The organism is Cupriavidus sp. FW305-F7 (assembly GCF_058782875.1).
This window is the reverse complement of record NZ_JBYSYC010000035.1, coordinates 1-22712: the sequence shown is the minus strand read 5'-3', so window position 1 is coordinate 22712 and position 22712 is coordinate 1. Positions and strand designations below refer to the sequence as shown.

The following is a 22712-nucleotide window of genomic DNA, read 5'->3' as shown; positions in this document are numbered from 1 at the left end:
CCACCCCACCCGCAACCAGACATGGACCAGCTACACCTTCCCCGCATCAATGGCGCCCGCCTGTGGCAATCGCTGATGGACCTCGCCGCGATCGGCGCCACGCCCAGGGGCGGCGTGTGCCGCATCGCGCTGACCGAAGCCGACCGCAAGGGGCGCGACCTGGTGGTGCAGTGGTGCCGCGAGGCCGGGCTCGACGTGCGCGTCGACGAGATCGGCAACGTCTTCGCGCGCCGCGCCGGCAGCGCCCCCGACGCGCGTGCCGTGGCCACCGGCAGCCATATCGACACCCAGCCCTCAGGCGGCAAGTTCGACGGCAACTTCGGTGTGCTGGCCGGCCTGGAGGTCATGCGCACGCTCGACGACCTGGGCATCGTCACGCGCGCGCCGCTGGAGGTTGCGTTCTGGACCAACGAGGAGGGCACGCGCTTCACGCCGGTGATGATGGGCTCGGGCGTGTTCGCCGGAGAATTCGACGCGGCCTTTGCGCGCGCGCAGGCCGATGTGGATGGCGTCAGCGTGGGCGACGCGCTGGCGGCCATCGGCTACCGCGGCGCGCAGCCGGCGGGCGCGGTGCCGGGCGGCATGTTCGCGGCCTACTTCGAGGCGCATATCGAGCAGGGGCCGGTGCTGGAGGCGGCCGGCCTGCCGATCGGCGTGGTCTCGGGCGCGCTGGGCCAGCAGTGGTACGACGTGACCGTGACCGGCATGGACGCGCACGCCGGCCCGACGCCGCTGGCGCTGCGCCACGACGCGATGCTGGCGGCCGCGCGCATGGTCGAGGCGGTCAACCAGATCGCGCGCGACGAGGCGCCGCACGGGCGCGGCACGGTCGGCTATCTGCAGGTCACGCCGAACTCGCGCAACGTGATTCCGGGCCGGGTCGATTTCTCGGTCGACTTCCGCAACCTGTCGCAGGCTGGCCTGGACCGCATGCACGCGGCCATGCAGGCGGCATTCGAAGGCATTGCCCTGGCTGCCGGCGTGGAGGTCGAAATCCGCCAGGTGGTGAAGTTCGAGCCGTGCGTGTTCGCGCCCGAATGCGTGGACAGCGTGCGGCGCGCGGCCTCGGTGCTGGGCCTGCCGCATATGGACGTGGTCAGCGGCGCCGGCCACGACGCGGTCTACGTCGCGCGGCGCGCGCCCACCGGCATGATCTTCGTGCCGTGCAAGGACGGCATCAGCCATAACGAGCTTGAAGACGCGCTGCCCGAGCACATCGAGGCGGGCGCCAACGTGCTGCTGCAGGCCATGCTGGCGCACGCGCGCTAGGGCGCCTGCGCCAGATCCGGGGCTAGTTGCAGATCGTGCCGGGAACCGGCTTGCCGGAGGCGGTCAGCCCCTGGCACGCATCGCCGCTCGCCAGGCTGGTATCCGCGGCCGCGGCCGGTGACAGCTTCAGCTTGCCTGCCACGGTGCAGCACCCACGGGGTGGTGGTGGGGCCGGCGTGCGCTTGGTCGCCGACAGCGGCGCCGGCCCACCGGCTTCCGCGGTTTCTTCCGCGTCAGGAAAGACGCACTGCCCTTGCTGGCAGATCCGCTCTCCTTTGCACTGCATGTCGTACTGGCATCCGGCGGCCTGTGCAAACGATGACCAGCCAGCGGTCATCGACGCTGCCAACAGCAAAGCGGGGAATTTCATATGCCCTCCGATCAGGGCTGAGATAACGATGCCGGACCGGCGCGGTGCCGCCCAGACACCTTCAGCATAGATCGCGGCAAGGGTCCGCGAAAGGCACTGGCACTCAGGTGTTCTACCACCCCTGCGCACGTTGGCCGGCGTTCGCGGTGCCGGGCCTCAGTGGGCGATGGAGCACGAGATCGCCCGCGCGCATTCCATCACCAGCGGCGCCAGCTTTTTCTGCGCCTCGGCCATGCTCCAGCGGCTGGCCGGCGGCGACACGTGCACCGCGCCGACCGCCACGCCACGGCTGTTGACGATGGGCGCGGCCAGGCCCATGTCGCCGATGAACAGTTCCTCTTCATTGCTGGCGTAGCCCAGCCGTCGGCACGCTGCCACGCGCTCGAAGATCGCATCCACGCCGGTCAGCGTCGCGGGCGTGCGCGCCACGCGCGCCGACTGCTCCAGCATCGCCAGCACCTGTTCGTCGGGCAGCGTGCTGAGGTAGGCCCGGCCGGAGCTGGTGCAGTACATCGGGATGCGCATGCCCACCGGCGTCAGCACCGGCATGTGTTTGGCGGTCATCAACTGGGCCACGTAGACCATGTCCAGCCCGACCGGCTCGGTCAGGTTGGCGGTCTCGCCGCTGGCTGCGGCCAGCTGCGACAGGTAGGGGCTGGCCACCGGGATCAGCGCGTCGGCCGCCAGGTAGTTGTAGCCGATCTCCATCACCCGCGGCGTCAGCCGGAAGCGGCGCGTCTGCGGGTGCTTGTCGACATAGCCCAGCGCTTCCAGCGTATGGATGGTGCGCTGCGCCGAGCTCTTGTTCATGCCGGTCAGCGCGGCCAGCTCCGACAGGGTCAGCGTGCGGTGCACGCCGTTGAAGGCGCGCAGGACTTCGAGGCCTTTTTCCAGCGACTGGTTGAAGAGCGGGTTGTCGCGGTCGGGCGTGGGTAGCGGGACAGGTTTTGACGGCATAGTTGCGTCGGCGGGCGAGAGGCCGGGCGGCACCATCCGCGGGATGGCTGCACCACGATGAATGAGTATTGCACCAATATACGAATGTATCGATTATCGATACGATGACGAAATGATAGCGTCGCTGGCGCAGACTGGAAAGTGCCGCGGCGTGGGAGTGCCTGGCTGGAGAAGCGGGCCGAAGGGGATTTGAAAACGGAAGTTGTCAGTCCGCCACTTGAAGGGCGGATGGTGCGAGGGAGGGGACTCGAACCCCTACACCATTGCTGGCGTCAGGACCTAAACCTGGTGCGTCTACCAATTTCGCCACCCTCGCGGTCCTTGCGGCGCTGCCCGGGCGGGCGGCCGCGATGCTCGCTGGCTTGCGCCGGACAGGAAAGCAAAAAAGGCGGCTGGAACTGCCCGCCTTTCACCTGTCCGCTGCTGCCGGCACTGGCCGCCGAACCGTGGTGTCGGCATGGCTCGCACCTGCGGTGCAACGAGGCTGCGGATTGTAGCGCAAGGCGCGGGGGGAATCCAGCCCTGCCGGGCGCTGCGGTGGCGGCGGCAGGCGGCAGGGCTATATTGTCGGCTTTCCAGATGCCGCACACATGCCGATGATTGCCTTCCCGACCCTGACCCCGCTGCGCTGGCGCCTGCTGTTCTGGGGCTGCGCGGCCGCGGTGCTGGCGCTTTCGCTGATGCCGCCGACGCAGCCCCTGCCGACCACCGGCTGGGACAAGTCCAACCATATGCTGGCGTTCGCGGTGCTGGGCGTGCTGGGCCGGCGCGCCTACACCGGCCGTGGCTGGGCCGTCTTGCTGGGGCTGGTGGCGTACGGCGGGCTGATCGAACTGCTGCAGGGGCAGACCGGCTACCGCGAGGCCGACTGGCTCGACCTGCTGGCCGACAGCGTCGGCCTGGCCGCGGGCATGGCGCTGGACTGGCTGGTGCGCCGCCTCAGCTCTCCTCGGCTTCGAGCGTGAACCTTGCGCCGTCGTCCTGGCCAAGCAGGTCGGTTAGCACCGGCATGGCCTGCTGCAGCGATTCCTTCAGCCGCCACGGCGGGTTGACGATGAACATGCCGCTGCCGTGCAGGCCCAGGCCGCCCTCGACCGGATGCCTGACGGTCAGGGTCACGTGCAGCCAGCTCTTGAGCGGCAGGCCCTTGAGCTGCACCGGCAGCTGCACCGATTCACGCCGCTGCACCTGCGGGTACCAGACCGCATAGACGCCGGTGGCAAAGCGCTCCAGCCCGTCACGGATGGTCTGCACGGTGCGGGCGTAGTCCTGCTTGTCCTCGTAGGAGGGGTCGACCAGCACAAGCGCGCGGCGCGGCGGCGGGGGTAGGATGGCCTTGATGCCGCCGAAGCCGTCGCCGTCGTACAGCATGACGCGGCGCCCGGCGCCGCGGAAGTTGTCGCGCAGCACCTGGATCTCGGTGCTGTGCAGCTCGAACAGCCTCAGCCGGTCGTGCTCGCGCAGCATCTGCCAGGCCAGCCAGGGCGAGCCGGGGTAGTGGCGCAGGTTGCCGTCCGGGTTGAGCGCGCGCACCTGGTCCAGGTATTCGTCCAGCATCGCCGGCAGCTGGGTGCCGCTGGCGGCGGCGCGCCACAGCGGCGCGATGCCGGTTTCGAATTCGGCCTTCTTCTGCGCGTAGGCGTGGTCCAGCGCATAGAGGCCGGCGCCGGCATGGGTGTCGATATACCAGAACGCCTTGTCCTTCTGCGCCAGGTGATCGAGCAGTTGCACCACGATGGCGTGTTTGAGGACATCGGCATGGTTGCCGGCGTGGAAGGCGTGACGGTAGCTGAGCATGTGGAGCGGGGCGCCTGGGCGGCGCAGATCAAGGGGCAGGGCGGTGCGGTCTGCGGGAAGGCCGCTATGCTACCATCCGGCGCGAATTGCCAACCCCGGCCAACCCCGCTCCCACGCCCCGGCGAATCCGCCCTGGCATTTTGCTTTTCGCCGAGTTTCCTGTCCCATGCCGCGCGCATTAGAGCCCGCCGAGTCCATCCTGTCTGCCGAAGGCATCCCGTATTCGCCCCGCTACGACGACGTCTACCACAGCACCGAAGGCGGGCTGGCGCAGGCCGCCTATGTCTTCCTGGGCGGCAACGGCCTGCCGCAGGCGTGGGCCGGCCAGCGCCAGTTCGTCATCGTCGAGACCGGCTTCGGCCTGGGGCTGAATTTCCTGGCGACCTGGCAGGCGTGGCGCGATGATCCCCAGCGCTGCGGATCGCTGCATTTCGTCTCGATCGAAAAGCACCCGTTCACCCGCGAAGGGCTGGCGCAGTTGCACGCCGGGCTGGACGGGCTGCAGCCGCTGGCGCAGGCGTTACAGGCGCAATGGCCGCTGGCGCTGCCGGGCCTGCACCGCCTGGCCTTCGACGGCGGGCGCGTGGTGCTGACGCTGGCGCTGGGCGATATCGAGCAGATGCTGCCGCTGCTGGCGGCCGGCGTCGATGCCTTCTACCTGGACGGTTTCGCGCCGGCGCGCAATACGGAGATGTGGTCGCCGCAGGTGTTCCGCGGACTGGCGCGGCTGGCCCGGCCAGGCGCCAGGCTGGCCACGTGGGCGGCCGCGGGCTTCGTGCGGCGCGGGCTCAAGGACGTCGGTTTCGAAGTCAGCAAGGCGCCCGGCTTTGGCGGCAAGTGGCAAATGACCGTCGCGCGCTTCCGCCCGCAATGGAAAGCGCGCCGCCATGCGCCGCCACTGCCGGCGCAATGGGCCGAGCGCCATGCCATCGTGATCGGCGCCGGCCTGGCCGGCTGCGCCGTGACCGAGCGGCTGGGCGCGCGCGGCTGGCGCGTGACGCTGTTCGATGGCCATGACGGGCCGGCGCGGCAGACCTCGGCGCACCGCGCGGCGGCCATGCATGCGCACGTGTCCGCCGACGACAGCCTGCTGTCGCGGCTGTCGCGCGCCGGCAACCAGTACGCGCTGCGTGCCTGGGCGGCGCTGGCCGAGGCCGGCCATCCGGTCGGCTGGCATGGCTGCGGCGTGCTGCAGATCGGCGAGGACGAAGCCGAAAGCGAGGCCCAGCGCGCCGCGCTGGCGGCGCTGGGCTTGCCGGAAGGATTCGTGCGCTGGATGCGCGCTGAAGAGGCGGCAGCGGCCCACCATGCCGGCGTGCCGCGTGGCGGCCTGTGGTTCCCGCAAGGCGGCTGGCTGGCGCCGCCGGACATCTGCGCGGCGCAGCTGGCGCAAGCGGGCGCTGCGGTGACGGCACGTTTCGGCTGCCGGGTTGCTGCAATCGCGCGCGTTGACGGGCAATGGCAGGCGGTCGGGCAGGACGGTGAAGTGCTGGCATCGGCGCCGGTGCTGGTACTGGCCAACGCACATGAGGCGCAGCAACTGCTGCCGCGGCAGCACTGGACCATGCGGCGCGTGCGCGGGCAGCTGACCACGCTGGGGTCGGCGCAGGTGGACGCGCTCGGCGGCTGGCCGGATTGCGTGGTGACCGGTGCCGGCTACCTGCTGCCGCGTGCCGCAGACGGCGCGGGCCGGGTCGGCTCCAGCTACGACGCCGACGAAGGCCCGCTGGTGGAGCAGCCGGCGGTCCACGCGGCCAATCTGGCGCGCCTGTCCGGCATGCTGCCGCGCCAGGCCGATGCCGTGGCCGCCATCGATCCCGCAACGCTCTCCGGCTATGTCGGCGTGCGCACGGTCACGCACAACCGGCTGCCGCTGGTCGGCCAGGTGCCTGACGAGGCCGCCGCGCTGGCGCAGGCCGCATCGCTGCGCGGCGCGCACTTGCGTGACCTGCCGCGCATGCCTGGGCTCTACGCCGCCCTTGCATATGGGTCGCGCGGCCTCACCTGGGCAGCGCTGGGCGCGGAACTGCTGGCCAGCCAGATCGAGGGCGAGCCGCTGCCGCTGGAGTCGGACCTGGCCGATGCGATGGATCCGGCACGCCTGCTGCTGCGCGCGCTGCGCCATGGGCAGACGGGATAGCACCGCGGGTCCGGCGGGCGGGTCCGGGCCCGTTCCGGGCAAAATCTGCCGGAAGCGAATGAAAACCGTGCGATAATCCCCGTTTTCCGTTTGCGCGGAGCTTCCCGTTCGCCGGTGCGCCGCCCCGGCCGTCCTGTGGTGACGGCGCCGTGGCGGTAAAGCGGGCGGTACATGCGCAAGCGGTAGCACCTACGAACACAACTACATTTTCTGGATTGGATCTACGACCATGTCGAACGTGATTGAGAACCTCGGCAAGCTGGACCGCAAGGTGACCCTGGCCATCCCCAAGGCCGAAGTGGAGAAGGAAAAGCAGGAGCGCCTGGTTCGCCTGTCGAAGACCGTGAAGATGTCGGGCTTCCGTCCGGGCAAGGTGCCGATGAAGATGGTCGAGAAGCAGTACGGCCAGCAGGTCGAGTTCGAAGTGCGCTTCGACAAGGCCGCACGCAAGTTCTTCGACATCACCAAGGAACAGGACGTCAAGGTTGCCGGCCAGCCCAAGTTCGAGATCAAGAACGAAGGCGTGGGCGAGGACGAAGTCGCCTTCGACGCCACCTTCGAGGTGTACCCGGAAGTGACCATCGGCGACCTGTCGGCTGCCGAAGTCACCCGCACCGGCACTGAAATCACCGATGCCGAAGTCGACAAGACCATCGACATCCTGCGCAAGCAGCGCGTGCACTACCACGCCCGCGGCGAAGCCGGCGAGCATGGCGACGGCGGTGCCGACGTCACCGCCCAGAACGGCGACCGCGTGACGCTGGACTTCGTCGGCAAGGTCGACGGTGAAGAGTTCGCCGGCGGCAAGGCCGAGGACTTCCCGTTCGTGCTGGGCGAAGGCCGCATGCTGCCCGAGTTCGAGCAGGCCGCGCTGGGCCTGAAGGTCGGCGAAAGCAAGACCTTCCCGCTGGCCTTCCCGGCCGACTACCACGGCAAGGAAGTGGCCGGCAAGACCGCCGAGTTCACCGTGACGCTGAAGAAGATCGAGTGGGCGCACCTGCCGGAAGTCAATGATGCCTTCGCCAAGTCGCTGGGCATTGCCGACGGCAGCGTCGACAAGATGCGCGCCGACATCCGCGAGAACCTCGAGCGCGAAGTGAAGCGCCGCACGCATTCCATGCTGAAGGACCAGGTCATGGAAGCGCTGCTGAAGGCCAGCGAGCTGGACGTGCCCAAGGCCCTGATCGAGCAGGACCAGGAACGCCTGGTGGAAATGGCCCGCCGCGACCTGGAGCAGCGTGGCATGCCCAACGCCAAGGACATGCCGATCCCGGCCGAGATGTTCGCGCAGCAGGCCGAGCGCCGCGTCAAGCTGGGCCTGATCCTGGCCGAGATCGTCAAGGCCAACGGCCTGGAAGCCAAGGCTGACCAGATCAAGGCCGAGATCGAGGACTTCGCCAAGAGCTACGAAGACCCGAAGGAAGTCATGCGCTGGTACTACGGCGACCAGCAGCGCCTGGCCGAAATGGAAGCCTACGTGCTCGAAAACAACGTGGTAAATTTCGTGTGCGACAAGGCCAAGGTCACCGACAAGAAGGTGTCCTTCGAGGAACTCACCGCCGAAGGCAACCAGCAACAAGCCTGAGGCCGGAAGTGACCCGCAGCCCCGCGCCACGGCGTGGGGCGGGGCAACTTCCCGAGTTACCCCGGATGGCCTTGCGATCCGACGAATCCATGGAGAACATGCATGACCCGCAATGATTTGCTTGACCGTCTCGCCACCACGCAGGCTTCGGCACTGGAAACCCAGGGCCTGGGGCTGGTGCCGATGGTCGTCGAGCAGTCCGGCCGGGGCGAGCGCGCCTATGACATCTACTCGCGCCTGCTGAAGGAGCGCGTGGTGTTCATGGTGGGCGAGGTCAATGACCAGACCGCCAACCTGGTGGTGGCCCAGCTGCTGTTCCTCGAGAGCGAGAACCCCGACAAGGACGTGTCGCTGTACATCAACTCGCCGGGCGGTTCCGTATCGGCGGGGCTGGCGATCTACGACACAATGCAGTTCATCAAGCCGGACGTGTCCACGCTGTGCATGGGCATGGCGGCAAGCATGGGCGCGTTCCTGCTGGCGGCTGGCGCCAAGGGCAAGCGTTCGGCGTTGCCCAACTCGCGCATCATGATCCACCAGCCGCTGGGCGGCGCGCGCGGCCAGGCCTCGGACATCGAGATCCAGGCGCGCGAGATCCTGTACCTGCGCGAGCGGCTCAACACCATCCTGTCCGAGGTGACGGGCCAGCCGGTCGAGAAGATTGCGCGCGACACCGATCGCGACAACTTCATGAGCGGCGACCAGGCGGTTGACTACGGCCTGATCGACAAGGTCCTCGCCCGTCGCGGCTGATGCAGCGGGCCGCCGTGGCGCAATCCGCAGCGGCGGCCGGCCAGGCTGGCAAGGGCTCAAATGGCGAAGGCTACACCGGAACGAGGCCCCGTGCCTCGTTTTTTGCTTTTGCCCCACAGCCGGGGGGAACCGCCGGTGGTGCCAATTGTTTTGGCGTATGATGCGTTGAAGCGTATCTCCGGGGAGCCTTTCGCCCCGCGGTGTGCGCACAGCAAAAGTGACTGATTCCTATGGCGGACAAAAAAGGTTCATCCAGCGAAAAGCTTCTGTACTGCTCCTTCTGCGGCAAGAGCCAGCATGAGGTCAAGAAGCTGATTGCCGGCCCGTCGGTGTTCATTTGCGACGAATGCATCGACCTGTGCAATGAGATCATCCGGGACGAGGCCACGGCATCCGAGAAAGACGCCGCTGCGGCCGCGCGCTCGGACCTCCCCACGCCCCACGAGATCCGCGAAAGCCTGGACCAGTATGTGATTGGCCAGGAACAGGCCAAGAAGATCCTGGCCGTGGCGGTCTACAACCACTACAAGCGCCTCAAGCACCTCGGCAAGAAGGACGATGTCGAGCTGTCCAAGAGCAACATCCTGCTGATCGGGCCGACCGGCTCGGGCAAGACGCTGCTCGCGCAGACGCTGGCGCGCCTGCTCAACGTGCCGTTCGTGATCGCCGACGCGACCACGCTGACCGAAGCCGGCTACGTGGGCGAGGACGTCGAGAACATCATCCAGAAGCTGCTGCAGAACTGCAACTACGAAGTCGAGAAGGCGCAGCGCGGCATCGTCTACATCGATGAGATCGACAAGATCTCGCGCAAGTCCGACAACCCGTCGATCACGCGTGACGTGTCGGGCGAGGGCGTGCAGCAGGCACTGCTCAAGCTGGTCGAAGGCACCATGGCATCGGTGCCGCCGCAGGGTGGCCGCAAGCATCCGAACCAGGACTTCCTGCAGGTGGACACGACCAACATCCTGTTCATCTGCGGCGGCGCCTTCGATGGCCTGGAGAAGGTCATCATGCAGCGCTCGGACAAGACCGGCATCGGCTTTGCCGCGCAGGTCAAGAGCAAGGATGAGCGCGACGCCAGCGAAGTGCTGCCGCAGACCGAGCCGGAAGACCTGATCAAGTTCGGCCTGATCCCCGAACTGATCGGCCGCCTGCCGGTGGTCGCCACGCTGTCCAAGCTGGACGAGGCCGCGCTGATGCAGATCCTGGTCGAGCCCAAGAACGCGCTGGTCAAGCAATACCAGAAGCTGCTGGCAATGGAAGGCGTCGAGCTGGAAATCCGCCCGGGTGCGCTGAGCGCCATCGCCCGCAAGGCGATCCGCCGCAAGACCGGGGCCCGCGGCCTGCGTTCGATCCTGGAGCAGTCGCTGATGGACGTCATGTACGACCTGCCCAACTACAAGGGTGTGCAGAAGGTGGTGATCGATGAAAATACGATCAACGGCGATGCACCTCCGCTGCTGATGTATGAAGAGCAGCAGCCCAAAGTGGCGGGGTCCAACTGACGCGAGGGCTGCCAGACGTGGTAAGTGGTCGGGACCACACCGGCAGCTGGGCGGAAAGGCCGTTCGCGTAGAAGCGAGCGGCTTTTTTTGTTTATTTCTACCGACGAGAGGGAGGAAACGCGGGTATGCTGTTTCAGAGGGGCCAGCAAGTGCAGGGAGCGGCATCTGCCTGCCTTGATGAATCGATTGGCACGTATCTTGTAATCGATTCGGGCGGCCCAATTTACGCCTTAAATGACTGACTTGGGGAAAATGATGTCCGGAACACAACTCCTCCCGGCCGAGCCGATTCGCCTCCCACTGTTGCCGCTGCGCGACGTGGTGGTGTTTCCGCACATGGTGATCCCGCTGTTTGTGGGACGCCCGAAGTCCATCAAGGCGCTTGAGACTGCGATGGAGGCGGGCAAGAGCATCATGCTCGTGGCCCAGAAGACGGCGGCCAAGGACGAGCCGACCGCCGACGACCTGTACGAGGTCGGCTGCATCGCCAATATCCTGCAAATGCTGAAACTGCCCGACGGTACCGTGAAGGTGCTGGTCGAGGGTACCCAGCGCGCGAACATCCGCGAGGTGAGCGAGGACGAATCGCACTTCATGTGCGAAGCCGTGCCCGTGCCGCCCGCACCTGGCGAAAGCGCCGAGACCGAGGCCCTGCGCCGCGCGATCGTGTCGCAGTTCGACCAGTACGTGAAGCTCAACAAGAAGATCCCGCCTGAGATCCTGACTTCGCTGTCAGGGATCGACGAGGCAGGCCGCCTGGCGGACACCATCGCCGCGCACCTGCCGATCAAGCTCGAGCAGAAGCAGAAGATCCTGGAGATGGTCAATGTGACCGAACGCCTGGAAAGCCTGCTGTCGCAACTCGAGGGCGAGATCGACATCCTGCAGGTCGAAAAGCGCATCCGTGGCCGCGTCAAGCGCCAGATGGAGAAGAGCCAGCGCGAGTACTACCTGAACGAGCAGGTCAAGGCCATCCAGAAGGAACTGGGTGAGGGCGAAGAAGGCGCCGACCTGGAAGAACTCGACAAGCGCATCAAGGCTGCGCGCATGCCGAAGGAAGCCAAGAAGAAGGCCGACGCCGAATTCAAGAAGCTCAAGCTGATGTCGCCGATGTCGGCCGAAGCCACCGTCGTGCGCAACTACATCGACACGCTGGTGAACCTGCCGTGGCGCAAGAAGAGCAAGGTCAACAACGACCTCGCCAACGCCGAGCGCGTGCTGGACGAAGACCACTACGGCCTGGAGAAGGTCAAGGAACGCATTCTCGAGTACCTCGCAGTGCAACAGCGCGTGGACAAGGTGAAGGCGCCTATCCTCTGCCTGGTCGGGCCTCCCGGCGTGGGCAAGACCTCGCTCGGCCAGTCGGTGGCGCGCGCGACGAACCGCAAGTTCGTGCGCATGGCACTGGGTGGCGTGCGTGACGAGGCCGAGATCCGCGGCCACCGCAGGACTTACATCGGCTCGATGCCGGGCAAGATCCTGCAGAGCCTGTCCAAGGTCGGCGTGCGCAATCCGCTCTTCCTGCTCGACGAGATCGACAAGATGGGCATGGACTTCCGCGGCGATCCGTCGTCGGCGCTGCTTGAGGTGCTGGACCCGGAACAGAACCACACGTTCCAGGACCACTACATCGAAGTGGACTTCGACCTGTCCGACGTGATGTTCGTGGCGACGTCGAACTCGCTCAACATCCCGCCGCCGCTGCTCGACCGTATGGAAGTGATCCGCCTGTCGGGTTACACCGAGGACGAGAAGGTCAATATCGCGCAGCGCTACCTGCTGCCCAAGCAGATCAAGAACAACGGTCTGAAGGCAGGCGAGATCGAGGTTGCCGAAAGCGCGATCCGCGACATCATCCGCTACTACACGCGTGAAGCGGGGGTGCGTTCGCTGGAACGCGAGGTCTCCAAGATCGCGCGCAAGGTGGTCAAGCTGCTGCTGCTGAAGAAGGAGTCGGGCACGATCAAGGTCGATTCCGAGAACCTGGACAAATTCCTCGGCGTGCGCAAGTACGACTTCGGCCTGGCCGGCAAGGAAAACCAGGTGGGCCAGGTGACCGGCCTGGCGTGGACCGAGGTGGGCGGCGACCTGCTGACCATCGAAGCCGCGATCATGCCGGGCAAGGGCAACATCACGCGCACCGGTTCGCTGGGCGATGTGATGAAGGAGTCGGTCGAGGCCGCACGTTCGGTGGTGCGTTCGCGGGCACGCCGCCTGGGTATCACGGATGAGATGTTCGAGAAGCGTGACATCCACATCCACGTACCCGAAGGCGCCACGCCCAAGGACGGTCCGTCGGCAGGCGGTGCCATGACCACGGCGCTGGTGTCGGTGCTGACCGGCATCCCGGTGCGCGCGGATGTCGCCATGACCGGCGAGATCACGCTGCGCGGCGAGGTGCTGCCGATCGGCGGCCTCAAGGAGAAGCTGCTGGCGGCCCACCGCGGCGGCATCAAGCTGGTGCTGATCCCGGAGGAAAACGTCAAGGATCTGGCCGAGATCCCGGACAACGTGAAGAACGCCATCGAGATCGTGCCGGTCCGCTGGATCGACAAGGTGCTGGAACTGGCGCTCGAGCGCAAGCCCGAGCCGCTGCCGGAAGAAGACGCCAAGCCCGCCGAAGTGGCGGACAAGGCCACGGCCAAGGTTGAGCGTCTGCATCACTGACACAGCTTTGGCCGCATGAAGAAACGCCGCAGGGCAGTGATGCCCGGCGGCGTTTTTTTTGCGCGCGCAGGTCTTGGCAAACTGAAATCACCTGTATTACACTTGCGCCCTCGCAACGCAAACCACGGCAACTGCCGCGAGGTGCGGAGCGATCAGCAAGTTGCAGGCAGCCAGCCTGCGATGGTCGAGCGGGTGCTTAGCTCAGTTGGTAGAGCGGCGCCCTTACAAGGCGTAGGTCGGGGGTTCGAGCCCCTCAGCACCCACCACTCTCCATCGCAAGGACATGGGCATCGCCGGCAGCAGGCGCCGACACAGGAGTGGTAGTTCAGTCGGTTAGAATACCGGCCTGTCACGCCGGGGGTCGCGGGTTCGAGTCCCGTCCACTCCGCCAGTTTTGTTGAAAACGCCCGCGTCTGCGGGCGTTTTCATTTGCTCCCCATGTTTCCCACCCTCCACAAAGGGTGCGTGCCCAGCGGCTCCTGCTAGAATCGTGGAGTTTGTCTTTCGTGCCAATCCACTACCCGAATCCGCATGCTTGATTTCGTACGCAACAACCGGCGCCTGATGCTCTTGCTGCTGCTGGTGCTTGTTTTCCCGTCGTTCGTGTTCTTCGGCGTGGAAAGCTATTCGCGCTTCATGGACAGCTCGCACGATGCCGCCAAGGTCGATGGCCGCGCCATCAGCGTGCAGGAAATCGACAACGTCGTGCGCGACCAGAGCGAACGCGCGCGCCAGATCCTTGGCGCCAGCTATGACCCGCGCCAGTTCGAAGGCCCGGACGCACGCAAGGCCGTGCTGGACCAGCTGATTCTGCAACGCGTGATGGCCAGTGCCGTGGCGCGTGAGCACCTGACCGTGTCCGACGCCAAGCTGCTCGAGGAAATCAGCAACCTGCCGGCGATCGCGCAACTGCCGCGCACCAAGGACGGCAAGGTCGACGACAAGGCCTACCTGCAGCTGCTGCAGTCGCAGGGCATGACGCCCGAGCAGTTCGATGCCCGCATGCGCTTCGAACTGGCCACGCAGCAACTGGGCGCATCGGTCGCCGCGACGGCCTTCGTGCCCAAGTCGCTGCTCGATCGCCTGATCGCCGTGCGCGACCAGCAGCGCGACGTGCAGGCGCTGCTCTTCAAGCCGGCCGCCTACACCGCCAAGGTGCAGCCCGATGCGGCCGCGCTGAAGGCCTACTACGACAGCCACCAGCAGGCCTTCTCGGTGCCGGAACAAGCCAAGGTCGAGTACCTGTTGCTGTCGGGCGAGGCCCTGGCCGCGACGCAGGCGGTCACGCCCGAAGAGCTGAAGTCCTACTACGACAGCAATATCGCGCGCTTCCGCATCGACGAGCAGCGCCGCGCCAGCCATATACTGATCAGCGCTCCGAAGGAGGCGCCGGCCGCCCAGCGCCAGGCCGCGAAGGACAAGGCCACCAAGCTGCTGGAGGACCTGCGCAAGCACCCTGACACCTTCGCCGACGTGGCGCGCAAGAACTCGCAGGACCCGGGCTCGGCCGGCAAGGGCGGCGACCTGGGCTTCATGGGCCGCGGCGCGCTGGTCAAGCCGTTCGAGGACGCCATGTACGCGCTCAAGGATGGCCAGGTCAGCGACGTGGTGGAAACCGACTACGGCTACCACATCATCAAGCTGACCGGCATCAAGCCCGCCGAGACCAAGCCGCTGGAAGCCGTGCGCACGGAACTGGAAGCGGAGCTGCGCAAGCAGTTCGCCGACAAGAAGTTTGCCGAGCAGGCCGATGCCTTCGGCAATACCGTGTATGAGCAGGCAGACAGCCTCAAGGCTGCCGCCGACAAGTTCAAGCTGACCATCCAGACCGCCGACAACGTCACGCGCCAGCCGAACCCGGCGCTGGGCGCGCAGAGCCCGCTCAACAACGACAAGCTGCTCAAGGCGCTGTTCAGCGACGACGCGATCAAGAACAAGCGCAACACCGAGGCCGTCCAGGTGGGCCCGAACACGCTGGTGGCCGCGCGCATCGTCGAGTATCGCCCGGCGGCCGTGCGCAAGTTCGAGGAAGTCGAAGCCAAGGTGCGTGAGGGCTATATCGCCCAGCAGGCGGCCGAACTGGCGCGCAAGGACGGCGAGGCTCGCCTTGCTGCGCTGAAGAAGGCAGACAGCGCCGACGGCTTTGGCGCGGTGCGGACCGTGTCGCGCGCGAAGGCCGAGGACATTGCGCCGCAGGCTGTGGAAGCGGTGATGCGTGCCGATGCGGCCAAGCTGCCGGCGGTGGTTGGTGTCGACCTGGGGGCCGAAGGCTATGCGGTCTATCGCATCACCAAGGTGAGCCAGCCGGCGCAAGGCAATCCGGCCCAGCGCCAGGCCGAAGCGCAGCAGCTGTCGCAACTGGCCGGCCAGACCGACCTGCAGGCCTTCTATGAAAGCCTGAAGGCCCGCTCCAAGGTCAAGATGCTGACGCCGGTGGGCGCCACGCAGGCGCAAGGCGCCGAGTAAGCGCCAGATCAGCCCCGGCAGCCTCGCTGCCAGCAAGGACCCCTGCCAGGCGGCAGGGGTTTTTTTTCTTTGTTCTTACTTCGCGCCGCTGCGCCTGAGCATCGGCTTGAGTTGCGGCCACACCGTATCGAGCAGGGCTGGCTGTGCCGCGGCGGTCGGGTGGATGCGGTCGGGCTGGAACCAGTCCTGCCGCGTGATGACCTTGTCGAGGAAGAACGGCACCAGCCGCACCTTGTATTCGCTAGCCAGCTTCGGATACAGCGAGACGAACTTCTCGGTGTAGTCCTGCCCGTAGTTGGGCGGGATGCGCATGCCGATCAGCAGCACGCCCGCGCCGGCCGTCTGTGCCGTGGTGACGATGTTGCGCAGGTTGGCCTCGGTGGTCTGCAGCGGCAATCCGCGCAGCGCATCGTTGGCGCCAAGCTCCACCACCACGATGGCCGGGCGGTGCCGCGACAGCAGCTCCGGCAGCCGCGTCTTGCCGCCGATGGTGGTCTCGCCGCTGATGCTGGCATTGACAACGCTATAATCGAAGCGCTCCTGCCGCAGGCGCTCCTGCAGCAGCGTGACCCAGCCCGCGCCGCGCGTGATGCCGTACTCGGCGGAGAGGCTGTCGCCAAGCACCAGCAGTGCCGGCGCCGCGGCCTGGGCTGAGGCCCCGGCCGATAACGTCAGTGCCGTGCCGGTTGCCAGCAGCAGCCGGCGCCATTTGCCTCGGATCCCAATATCCATGTCTTCTTCCATTCTCGCTGTCGAGTCCCTCGGAAAGACCGTTGCCGACACGACCGGTTCGCTGACGATTTTGCACGACGTGACCTTTTCCGTCACGCCGGGCGAAACGCTCGCCATCGTGGGGGCGTCCGGCTCGGGCAAGTCGACGCTGCTCGGGCTGCTGGCGGGGCTGGACCTGCCCAGTACGGGCACGGTACGGCTGCACGACCAGGACCTGTTCGCGCTGGACGAGGACCAGCGCGCCGCGGTGCGGGGCCGCCATGTCGGCTTTGTGTTCCAGTCGTTCCAGCTGGTCGGCCACCTGACTGCGCTGGAGAACGTGATGCTGCCGCTGGAGCTGCGCGGCGAAACGTCGCAGGTGCGCGAGCGCGCCCTGGACATGCTGCAGCGTGTGGGCCTGGGCGCGCGGCTGGGGCACTATCCGCGCACGCTGTCGGGCGGCGAGCAGCAACGCGTGGCGCTGGCGCGCGCGTTCGTGGCGCGCCCGGACATCCTGTTTGCCGACGAGCCCACCGGCAGCCTCGATACCGCCACAGGCGAAGCCGTGATCGCGCTGATGTTCGAGCTTAACCGCGATGCCGGCTCCACGCTGGTGCTGGTCACGCATGACCGCTCGGTGGCGGCGCGCTGTGGCCGCATCCTGACCATCGACGCCGGCCGCGTGGCCAGCGATGAATGGATGGGCGCGGAGGTCTAGCTGGCGGCGCCCGCCTTCAGCACCGCGCGGGCGCGCTCGATCAGCGACGTGGTGGAGGCATCGTGCTGGCCAACGGTATTCCCGGTCAGCTCGGCTTCGATCGGACGGGCCAGGATCTTGCCCAGCTCAACGCCCCACTGGTCGAAGGAATTGATCTTCCAGACCACGCCCTGCACGAAGGTGCGGTGCTCATACAGCGCAATCAGCGCACCCAGCACCTGCGGCGTCAGGTTTTCCATCAGCAGCGTGTTGCTGGGGCGGTTGCCCTCGAACACCATATGGGCGATGCGGACTTCGTCCTTCACGCCGGCGGCACGGAGTTCATCGGCGGTACGCCCGCGCATCAGCGCCTCGGCCTGCGCGAAGCAGTTGGCCAGCAGCTTGGCGTGATGCCCTGCCAGCCGGCGCGGCGGCACCAGCGGCGCGACAAAGTCCACCGGCACCACCTGCGAGCCCTGGTGGATCTGCTGGAAATAGGCATGTTGCCCGTTGGTGCCGGCCGTGCCCCACACCACCGGCGAGGTATGCGTGCGCACGCGCTGCCCGTCGAGCTGCACTGACTTGCCGTTGCTCTCCATCTCCAGTTGCTGCAGGAAGGCGGGAAACAGCTCCAGCGAGGTGGAGTAGGGTGCCATGCAGCTGGTCGGCAAATGCCAGAAATTGCGGTACCAGATGCCCAGCATGCCCAGGATCACCGGCATGTTGCGCTCCAGCGGCGCGGTGCGGAAGTGCTCGTCCATGGCGCGCGCGCCGGCCAGCAGGTCGGCGAAGGCATTGAAGCCTACCGCCAGCGTGATTGACAGGCCGACCGACGACCACAGCGAGAAGCGTCCGCCGATCCAGTCCCAGAACTCGAACATATTGGCCGGGTCGATGCCGAACTCGCGCACCGCTTCGGTATTGGTCGAGACTGCGACGAAATGCTTGGCAAGGTCATGCTCGGCCACGCCGTTGGCGACAAACCAGGCGCGCGCGCTGCGCGCGTTGGCCATGGTTTCCAGCGTGGTGAAGGTCTTGGAGCAGACGATCACCAGCGTGCGTTGCGGGTCGAGCCGCACCAGCGTCTCGGCCAGGTCGGTGCCGTCGACATTGGAGACGAAGTGCATGCGCGGCGCGGCATTGCCATCGGCATCGGCCAAGTGCGACAGCGCGCGGCATACCATGCGCGGCCCCAGGTCGGAGCCGCCGATGCCGATATTGATGACATCGGTGATGCGCTCGCCGGTGGCACCCTTCCAGGCGCCGCTGCGCACACGCTCCGAGAAATCGCGCATGCGTACCAGCACCCGCTGGATCGCCGGCATGACCTGCTCGCCGTCGACCTTGTAGCCGGCGCCGGCGGTCGCGCGTAGCGCTACGTGCAGGGCCGCGCGGTCTTCCGTCGTATTGATATGCTCGCCCGCAAACATCGCGTCGCGGCGTCTGGTCACGCCGGCCTCGGCTGCCAGCTGCACCAGCAGGCGCATGGTTTCGGGCGTGATCCGGTTCTTCGAGTAGTCGAGATAAAGCCCGGCGGCTTCCAGCGAGAATTGCGCGACGCGTTGCGCGCCTTCGCCGTCGAACCACTCGCGCATCTGAGCGTCGCGAAGGGTTTCATGGTGCCGCAGCAGGGCGTTCCAGGCGTGAAGGTCGGTGGGCATGCGGGACTAGGAAGTTTGCAGGGGCGCGAGTGCGCGCGGCGGCGCAGACTCGCAAAGTATATCGCCTGCGCCGCGGCACTTTTACCCCTCAGCGTAAGCAACTGTTAACACTTGCAACATAGCAGCATGTGTGCGCGCTAAGTATCAGACATTGTCTGACGTCGCCGGCCAGCGAGCCGGCCCGCGACAGCGCGCAGCACCGGTTCGCCGCCCGCCACGCACAAGCCACCCAGGCAGATAATGCCGATGCCAGCTGCGGTGGTCCAGTCGGGCAGTTGGTCGAAGGCCAGGTAGCCGATCACGGTGGCGGACAAGATCTGCAGGTACAGGAAGGGGCTCAGGAACGAGGCATCCGCGTACTGGAAGGCCCGGATGACGAAATAGTGGCCCAGGGACCCGGTGATCCCTGCAGAGAGCAACAGCGCACATTGCATCGGCGTGGGCCACGCGCTGAACCAGAAGAAGGGCACGATCAGCGTGGTCAGGCAGGCGCCGGTGACACCGCTCTGGATCAGTGTGGTCATGGGCGCGTCATGCGCGGCAATGCGGCGCGTCAGCATCTGCATCAGCGCGAACACCAGTGCCGACACCAGGCCCAGGCCGACGCCGAGCGGACTGAGCTGGCCACCCGGGCGCACCACCACCAGCATGCCGGCAAAGCCGACCACCACACCGGTCCAGCGCATCCAGCGGGCATGGCGCCCGGGGCGCTCGCCCAGCAGCCACGGCGACAGCGCCACCACGAACAGGGGCGCGCAGAAATTCAGTGCCGTGGCCTGCGCCAGCGGCATCAGCATCAGCACGCTGAAGAACACCAGCGTCGAGACCAGCATTAGCCCGCCCCGCAGCCACTGCAGCCCAAGCTTTGCCGGCCGCCACTGGCACCGCCAGCCGGCGGGACCGAGCAGCAGGAAGATCGCGACCACATGGCCGACATAGCGCACCCATGCCACGGCCACCAGCGGCAGTCCTTGCTGCGTCAGGGTCTTGCTGGTGGCATCGAGCAGGCTGAGGATCCATTGCCCGATGACCAGCAGCGCGATGCCGGTAAGCAGGTGGCGGCGGTCGGCGGGATCGCGCAGCAGCGCGCCGCGCGTCATGCGCGGGTCCCGGCCAGCAACTGGTTGAAGACGGTGCGCGCCGGCGCGTACAGTTCGCTTGCGGTGACGCCGGCCAGCCCGGTGCCCTGGGCGACGAGGGCATCGGCTGCACGGCCGTGGATCCACACCGCCGCCTGGGCTGCGGCCAGAGGCGCCATGCCCTGTGCCAGCAGGGCGCCCAGCATGCCAGCCAGCACGTCCCCGGTGCCGGCACTGGCAAGCGCCGCATTGCCGGTCGGGTTGAGCGTGCATGGGCTGCCGCCAGGTGCCGCGATCACGGTGCCCGATCCCTTCAGCACCACTACGGCCAGCCATTGCGCAGCCAGTGCCGCGGCGGCAGCGGGCCGGTCGCGCTGCACGTCGGCGACGGGCACGCCCATCAGCCGGGCGGCTTCGAGCGGGTGCGGTGTCATCACGCAAGCCGCGCCGCTGGCGGCCAGTGCCCCGGCCAGCGCCGGATCGGCGGCCAGCAGGTTCAAGGCATCGGCATCCAGCACAAGCGGCACGGGCGCGGCTTGCAGCAGCCGCGCAAACTGCTTGTGTGCGTTGGCATCCGTGCCCATGCCCGGACCGATCACCAGCGCCGACATCGCAGCGAGGGCCAGTGCGTCCACGGCATGCAGCATCAGCTCGGGATGCAGCGGATCGAACAGCGGTGCGGGCTGCGCCAGGAAGCCGATATGCACCTTGCCCGCGCCGAGGAACTGCGCGGCCCTGGCGCCCAGCAGCGGCGCGCCGGTCATGCCGAGGTTGCCGCCGATGACCGCCAGCGAGCCATGCGTGCCCTTGTTGCTGGCGTGGCGGCGGCGCGGCAGCGCGGTACTGAACAGTGCCGGGCCGTTTACCAGGCAATGGGGCGCTTCGTCCGGCGGATAGCCGAGCCCGATCGGCGCGATGTCGACCTCGCCGGCGCAGTCGCGCCCGTCCAGTGTCAGCAGCCCGGGCTTGGCGGCGATAAAGGTCAGCGTGCGCTGCGCGCGCACGGCCGGCGTGCCCGCGCCGGTGTCGGCGAACAGTCCGCTGGGGATGTCCAGCGCAAACACCGGCAGCGCGCTGCGGTTGATTTGTCCGATCCACCACGCCATGGTGCCGTCGGCGGGGCGGTTCAGGCCGATGCCGAGCAGGCCGTCGACGATCGCAGCGGTGCCGGCGGGCCAGTCCGCGTCAGGCGAGGCAGCCATGCCCGCGACCACGTTGACCGGGACGCCGGCGGCGTGCGCTTGCTGCCATGCTGTCGCGGCGTCGGCGGGCAGGTGCTGCGGGTCCGCCGTCAGCCATACCTGCACGGCACGGCCGGCGCTGTGCAATTGCGTGGCGGCCACCAGCGCATCGCCGCCATTGTTGCCGGGACCCGCCAGGAACAGCAGCGGGCCGGCGGGTGCGTGGCAGGCCAGCCAGCGCGCGCCCGCGGCGCCGGCGCGCGACATCAGCGTAAAGGCGGGCAGTTGCGTGAAGGCGGCGTTCTCGATGCGGCGGATGGCGGCGACGTCGTACAGCGGAACCGGTGCGGATGCGGCGGCATCGAGTGCAAACCAGCCGTCGCCGCTTGCGGGCGAGGTGGCGGAAGAGGCAGAGGGTGTCATGTCTGGTTATCTGGCGGGCCCCAAGCCGTAGCGGTCGGGCAGCAGGCCCTCCATGTCGATGTCTGGGCCGCCATGGGGGCCGGCGCTGGCGGCGATCTGGTCAGCCGTAATCTTGCCCGATCCGCAGCTCATCGCCCAGCCCGTCGAGCCATGGCCGAGGTTGAGGAACAGGCCGGGTACAGCCGTAGGGCCGATCAGCGGCGGCCCGTCCGGCAGCATCGGCCGCGCGCCCACCCATTGCGTGGCTTCCTGGTAGTTGCCGGCCACCGGGAACCAGTCGCGCGCGACCTTGATCAGCGTATTCAGTGCGGCCGGCCGCAAATCGAGCGTGCGTGAGCCCAGCTCGGCCGTGCCCGCCACGCGCAGGCGGTTGCCCATGCGCGTGATCGCGACCTTGTAGGACTCATCCATCAGCGCGCCCAGCGGCGCCTGCAGTTCGTCGCGGACCATCACCGTCACCGAGTAGCCCTTGACCGGATACAGCGGCACGCGCAGGCCCAGCGGGCGCAGCAGCGCGGTGCTGTCGGCGCCGGCCGCGACCAGCACGCGGTCGGCGTTCAGCACCTGGCCAGGGCGCTGCTTGTCAGCGTGCGACAGCTCGACCTGCAGCTTGCCTGCGTTGTCTGGCCTGACGCGCGCCACCTGGGTGTCGAAGCGAAACGATACGCCTGCGGCCTCGGCATGCCGGTGCAGCGCGCGCACGAACATCGGGCAGTTGCCGGATTCGTCTTCCGGCAGGTGCAGCCCGCCAGCCAGCGGCGTGTCGGCCGCCAAGCCCGGTTCGATGCGGCGGCATTCCTGCGCGCTGACCAGCCGGTGCGGCACGTTGTTCTCGCGCAGCAGGGCCACGGCGGGCGCGGCCAGGTCGAGGTCGCGCGCGGTGCGGAACAGCTGCAGATAGCCTTGCGACTGCTCGTAGTCGATCTCCAGCTCGCTGCGCAGCCGGTGCAGGCACGCGCGGCTGTAGAACGCCAGCCGCTGCATGCGCAGCTTGTTGGCGCGGTAGCGCTCCAGCCGGCATTCGCGCAGCCAGCGCGCGATCCAGCGCCACATGGCGGGGTCGGCGGAAGGGCGGAACAGGACCGGCGCCTCGCGCGCAAAGAGCGTGCGCAGGATCTTGCCGGGCATGCCCGGCGCGGCCCATGGCGTGACGTAGCCGGGCGCGATCACGCCGGCATTGCCGAAGCTGGCTTCCTGCGCCGGCGCGGCGCGGCGTTCGAGCACGGTCACGTCGAAACCGGCCTGCCGCAGGTACCAGGCGGAACTGACGCCGATCGCGCCGGCGCCGATGACGATCACATGCATCGGACTGGAAACCTCCACATTGCCGCGCCGGCGGGAAAGGGTGGGGCCGGGCGGGGCCGGCCAATGCTATTTGACCAGGTGCGCGGCAAGCCTCGGCCTTTAGGCCGGGGAAGGATAGCGCGGACGCCGTCGGCGTCCTTTCG

The 22712-nt window shown here is 67.4% G+C and carries 17 protein-coding genes and 3 tRNA genes; 11 read left to right on the top strand and 9 right to left on the bottom strand.

Features of this window, described 5'->3' with window-relative positions; genetic code table 11:
* The first annotated feature begins 21 nt into the window (after nucleotides 1-21).
* Nucleotides 22-1269, top strand: a complete 1248-nt coding sequence (locus AC3WL8_RS27550; protein WP_211980982.1) for a Zn-dependent hydrolase — start codon at nucleotides 22-24, stop codon at nucleotides 1267-1269.
* 22 nt (nucleotides 1270-1291) lie between these two features.
* On the opposite strand, the gene AC3WL8_RS27545 is transcribed toward AC3WL8_RS27550, so the two are convergent.
* The 3 genes from AC3WL8_RS27545 to AC3WL8_RS27535 form a co-directional block, all read right to left on the bottom strand.
* A complete protein-coding gene (locus AC3WL8_RS27545) occupies nucleotides 1292-1639 on the bottom strand; it encodes a hypothetical protein (RefSeq protein WP_013956495.1) in 348 nt (115 codons plus the stop codon).
* A gap of 156 nt (nucleotides 1640-1795) precedes the next feature.
* Entirely contained in the window at nucleotides 1796-2596 is an 801-nt protein-coding gene (locus AC3WL8_RS27540; protein WP_013956496.1) for an IclR family transcriptional regulator, read from the bottom strand.
* Between the two features lie 229 nt (nucleotides 2597-2825).
* Nucleotides 2826-2912 (bottom strand) — tRNA-Leu (locus AC3WL8_RS27535).
* 274 nt (nucleotides 2913-3186) lie between these two features.
* Between AC3WL8_RS27535 and AC3WL8_RS27530 the strand changes: the two genes are divergently transcribed.
* Complete coding sequence (locus AC3WL8_RS27530; RefSeq protein WP_013956497.1) at nucleotides 3187-3561, top strand: VanZ family protein; 375 nt, start codon at nucleotides 3187-3189, stop codon at nucleotides 3559-3561.
* Here AC3WL8_RS27530 and AC3WL8_RS27525 read toward each other — a convergent pair.
* Nucleotides 3536-4393, bottom strand: a complete 858-nt coding sequence (locus AC3WL8_RS27525; RefSeq protein ID WP_013956498.1) for a 23S rRNA (adenine(2030)-N(6))-methyltransferase RlmJ — start codon at nucleotides 4391-4393, stop codon at nucleotides 3536-3538. The two genes, AC3WL8_RS27530 and AC3WL8_RS27525, sit on opposite strands and share 26 nt — an antisense overlap.
* A gap of 166 nt (nucleotides 4394-4559) precedes the next feature.
* On the opposite strand from AC3WL8_RS27525, the gene mnmC reads away from it, so the two are divergent.
* From mnmC to AC3WL8_RS27485, 8 genes are all read left to right on the top strand, one after another.
* Nucleotides 4560-6533 carry a bifunctional tRNA (5-methylaminomethyl-2-thiouridine)(34)-methyltransferase MnmC2/FAD-dependent 5-carboxymethylaminomethyl-2-thiouridine(34) oxidoreductase MnmC1 gene (mnmC, locus tag AC3WL8_RS27520; RefSeq protein WP_013956499.1) on the top strand — a complete coding sequence of 658 codons (1974 nt, stop codon included), beginning with the start codon at nucleotides 4560-4562 and terminating at the stop codon, nucleotides 6531-6533.
* Nucleotides 6534-6762: 229 nt separating this feature from the next.
* Nucleotides 6763-8118, top strand: coding sequence for a trigger factor (tig, locus tag AC3WL8_RS27515; RefSeq protein WP_013956500.1), 1356 nt, complete (start codon nucleotides 6763-6765; stop codon nucleotides 8116-8118).
* Nucleotides 8119-8220: 102 nt separating this feature from the next.
* Complete coding sequence (gene clpP / locus AC3WL8_RS27510; protein WP_011615108.1) at nucleotides 8221-8871, top strand: ATP-dependent Clp endopeptidase proteolytic subunit ClpP; 651 nt, start codon at nucleotides 8221-8223, stop codon at nucleotides 8869-8871.
* Nucleotides 8872-9101: 230 nt separating this feature from the next.
* Entirely contained in the window at nucleotides 9102-10379 is a 1278-nt protein-coding gene (gene clpX, locus AC3WL8_RS27505; protein ID WP_013956501.1) for an ATP-dependent Clp protease ATP-binding subunit ClpX, read from the top strand.
* 255 nt (nucleotides 10380-10634) lie between these two features.
* Nucleotides 10635-13046 carry an endopeptidase La gene (gene lon / locus AC3WL8_RS27500; RefSeq protein ID WP_013956502.1) on the top strand — a complete coding sequence of 804 codons (2412 nt, stop codon included), beginning with the start codon at nucleotides 10635-10637 and terminating at the stop codon, nucleotides 13044-13046.
* A 190-nt stretch (nucleotides 13047-13236) separates the two neighbouring features.
* Nucleotides 13237-13312: transfer RNA gene (locus tag AC3WL8_RS27495), tRNA-Val, on the top strand.
* Between the two features lie 48 nt (nucleotides 13313-13360).
* Nucleotides 13361-13437, top strand: a tRNA-Asp gene (locus AC3WL8_RS27490).
* Between the two features lie 140 nt (nucleotides 13438-13577).
* The gene (locus AC3WL8_RS27485) at nucleotides 13578-15512 is read left to right on the top strand and encodes a SurA N-terminal domain-containing protein (protein ID WP_153955283.1); all 1935 of its coding nucleotides are present in this window, start codon (nucleotides 13578-13580) and stop codon (nucleotides 15510-15512) included.
* 75 nt (nucleotides 15513-15587) lie between these two features.
* On the opposite strand, the gene AC3WL8_RS27480 is transcribed toward AC3WL8_RS27485, so the two are convergent.
* The gene (locus AC3WL8_RS27480; RefSeq protein ID WP_013956505.1) at nucleotides 15588-16244 is read right to left on the bottom strand and encodes an arylesterase; all 657 of its coding nucleotides are present in this window, start codon (nucleotides 16242-16244) and stop codon (nucleotides 15588-15590) included.
* On the opposite strand from AC3WL8_RS27480, the gene AC3WL8_RS27475 reads away from it, so the two are divergent.
* Nucleotides 16243-16941 (top strand): ABC transporter ATP-binding protein, encoded by a 699-nt coding sequence (locus tag AC3WL8_RS27475; protein ID WP_153955284.1) that lies wholly within the window; start codon nucleotides 16243-16245, stop codon nucleotides 16939-16941. The genes AC3WL8_RS27480 and AC3WL8_RS27475 overlap by 2 nt on opposite strands.
* Here AC3WL8_RS27475 and pgi read toward each other — a convergent pair.
* The 4 genes from pgi to AC3WL8_RS27455 form a co-directional block, all read right to left on the bottom strand.
* Nucleotides 16938-18581, bottom strand: a complete 1644-nt coding sequence (gene pgi, locus AC3WL8_RS27470) for a glucose-6-phosphate isomerase (protein WP_153955285.1) — start codon at nucleotides 18579-18581, stop codon at nucleotides 16938-16940. The two genes, AC3WL8_RS27475 and pgi, sit on opposite strands and share 4 nt — an antisense overlap.
* Nucleotides 18582-18718: 137 nt before the next feature.
* Nucleotides 18719-19681 (bottom strand): DMT family transporter, encoded by a 963-nt coding sequence (locus AC3WL8_RS27465; RefSeq protein ID WP_013956507.1) that lies wholly within the window; start codon nucleotides 19679-19681, stop codon nucleotides 18719-18721.
* Nucleotides 19678-21264 (bottom strand): bifunctional ADP-dependent NAD(P)H-hydrate dehydratase/NAD(P)H-hydrate epimerase, encoded by a 1587-nt coding sequence (locus tag AC3WL8_RS27460; protein ID WP_013956508.1) that lies wholly within the window; start codon nucleotides 21262-21264, stop codon nucleotides 19678-19680. The genes AC3WL8_RS27465 and AC3WL8_RS27460 overlap by 4 nt, the downstream gene beginning before the upstream one ends.
* Before the next feature lie 6 nt (nucleotides 21265-21270).
* Complete coding sequence (locus tag AC3WL8_RS27455; protein WP_013956509.1) at nucleotides 21271-22569, bottom strand: D-amino acid dehydrogenase; 1299 nt, start codon at nucleotides 22567-22569, stop codon at nucleotides 21271-21273.
* Between the last annotated feature and the right edge of the window lie 143 nt (nucleotides 22570-22712).

Excerpts from the sequence above, each read along its gene's own strand:
- AC3WL8_RS27550 (WP_211980982.1), top strand. The coding sequence starts at position 22 with ATGGACCAGCTACACCTTCCCCGCATCAATGGCGCCCGCCTGTGGCAA.
- AC3WL8_RS27545 (WP_013956495.1), bottom strand. The coding sequence starts at position 1,639 with ATGAAATTCCCCGCTTTGCTGTTGGCAGCGTCGATGACCGCTGGCTGG.
- AC3WL8_RS27540 (WP_013956496.1), bottom strand. The coding sequence starts at position 2,596 with ATGCCGTCAAAACCTGTCCCGCTACCCACGCCCGACCGCGACAACCCG.
- AC3WL8_RS27530 (WP_013956497.1), top strand. The coding sequence starts at position 3,187 with ATGCCGATGATTGCCTTCCCGACCCTGACCCCGCTGCGCTGGCGCCTG.
- AC3WL8_RS27525 (WP_013956498.1), bottom strand. The coding sequence starts at position 4,393 with ATGCTCAGCTACCGTCACGCCTTCCACGCCGGCAACCATGCCGATGTC.
- mnmC (WP_013956499.1), top strand. The coding sequence starts at position 4,560 with ATGCCGCGCGCATTAGAGCCCGCCGAGTCCATCCTGTCTGCCGAAGGC.
- tig (WP_013956500.1), top strand. The coding sequence starts at position 6,763 with ATGTCGAACGTGATTGAGAACCTCGGCAAGCTGGACCGCAAGGTGACC.
- clpP (WP_011615108.1), top strand. The coding sequence starts at position 8,221 with ATGACCCGCAATGATTTGCTTGACCGTCTCGCCACCACGCAGGCTTCG.
- clpX (WP_013956501.1), top strand. The coding sequence starts at position 9,102 with ATGGCGGACAAAAAAGGTTCATCCAGCGAAAAGCTTCTGTACTGCTCC.
- lon (WP_013956502.1), top strand. The coding sequence starts at position 10,635 with ATGTCCGGAACACAACTCCTCCCGGCCGAGCCGATTCGCCTCCCACTG.
- AC3WL8_RS27485 (WP_153955283.1), top strand. The coding sequence starts at position 13,578 with ATGCTTGATTTCGTACGCAACAACCGGCGCCTGATGCTCTTGCTGCTG.
- AC3WL8_RS27475 (WP_153955284.1), top strand. The coding sequence starts at position 16,243 with ATGTCTTCTTCCATTCTCGCTGTCGAGTCCCTCGGAAAGACCGTTGCC.
- AC3WL8_RS27480 (WP_013956505.1), bottom strand. The coding sequence starts at position 16,244 with ATGGATATTGGGATCCGAGGCAAATGGCGCCGGCTGCTGCTGGCAACC.
- pgi (WP_153955285.1), bottom strand. The coding sequence starts at position 18,581 with ATGCCCACCGACCTTCACGCCTGGAACGCCCTGCTGCGGCACCATGAA.
- AC3WL8_RS27465 (WP_013956507.1), bottom strand. The coding sequence starts at position 19,681 with ATGACGCGCGGCGCGCTGCTGCGCGATCCCGCCGACCGCCGCCACCTG.
- AC3WL8_RS27460 (WP_013956508.1), bottom strand. The coding sequence starts at position 21,264 with ATGACACCCTCTGCCTCTTCCGCCACCTCGCCCGCAAGCGGCGACGGC.
- AC3WL8_RS27455 (WP_013956509.1), bottom strand. The coding sequence starts at position 22,569 with ATGCATGTGATCGTCATCGGCGCCGGCGCGATCGGCGTCAGTTCCGCC.